The 1,079-nt window shown below is 58.3% G+C and carries 2 protein-coding genes and 1 pseudogene; all 3 read left to right on the top strand.

The features are described 5' to 3' along the window. A partial coding sequence (locus V0R60_RS26880; protein WP_330143377.1) for an immunoglobulin-like domain-containing protein occupies nt 1-216 on the top strand: 216 nt, incomplete at its 5' end. Between the two features lie 23 nt (nt 217-239). After that, nucleotides 240-419 (top strand): hypothetical protein, encoded by a 180-nt coding sequence (locus V0R60_RS26875; RefSeq protein WP_330143378.1) that lies wholly within the window; start codon nt 240-242, stop codon nt 417-419. Between the two features lie 145 nt (nt 420-564). Then, nucleotides 565-986, top strand: a pseudogene (locus tag V0R60_RS26870) (immunoglobulin-like domain-containing protein). Nucleotides 987-1,079 lie beyond the last annotated feature (93 nt).

The raw sequence follows: 1,079 nt of genomic DNA, 5'->3' as shown, positions 1-1,079 counted from the left end.
ATCACCATTCCAGTGGGTCAAAGCACCGGTACGGTGGAGTTTGTTGCGCCGGACAACGTCCATACCACCAACCCGGATCTGACCAACAGCATCACCGGCACCACTGGCGGTAACTACGAGAAGCTCGACCTTCGGTGCGGTCCCGACGGGAGCAATGCCGGAGCGAAGGGACCCGGAGCGCAGCGCAGGGCCGGATGCAGGGACAGACGGTTTTGATTCCTTTTGCCAAGACAAAAGGAATGCGCCGTAAGGGCGCACCGCCTCCAAGCCTGGACTACCCCGCCATTATCGAATGGTCCAAACCCCTGCCGCCCGAACAATGGGCCAAGCGTTCGCCTGAGCTCGAAGCGGCCATCGCCCAGCGTGAGGCCGAATTGCTCGCGCAGACGACAACGTCCATACCACCAACCCGGATCTGACCAACAGCATCACCGGCACCACTGGCGGTAACTACGAGAAGCTCGAGACTTCAGGCGAAACCACCGTCACCGTTACTGACGGTCCTGGCACCCAGAACGAAACACCCAGAATGAAACCGGCTTGTCGCTAACCGCGACACCGTCCGTGGACGAAGGCGGTCAGATCACCTACACCGCCACACTGACCCACCCAGCCGGCACGGCGATGACCGTGACCCTGAGCAACGGCGCTGTGATGCGGGCACCGTTGAAGCCTCGATCGAAAGCACCACCGGTGGCGATTTCGAGAAACTGGCGGTAGACGAAACCCCAGCCGTTACCGAAGTCAAAGACACCACCGATACCTCGACCGTGGAGCTGACTGCAGATGTCGGCACACGCAAGGGTTCCATTCGGCCTACTGAAGGGACGATTTGTGGCGTCTGCACGATTTGTGTAGGTAGAAGCACAGCAACGGCAACGGCAACAGCGAGGTGCTGGTGTGCAGCTTTTGCTTTTGATCTGGCTCTTCGTACATCTCCCCGAAACACCAGAAAATCAGGCCCACCCAATAGATTCGGTAGTTAGGCGATTTTCTGTTGCACCGATGATGGATCGGGTCGATTAACGGGAAAGGCCCAGTGTTTACGGGGCCAAAATGACGCTTGAAGATTTGCTAAA

The sequence above is a fragment of the Pseudomonas auratipiscis genome, assembly GCF_036324085.1.
Classification (GTDB): Bacteria; Pseudomonadota; Gammaproteobacteria; order Pseudomonadales; family Pseudomonadaceae; genus Aquipseudomonas; species Aquipseudomonas auratipiscis.
Note: the sequence above shows the minus strand (reverse complement) of the source record. Positions and strands in the feature narration are given on the sequence as shown.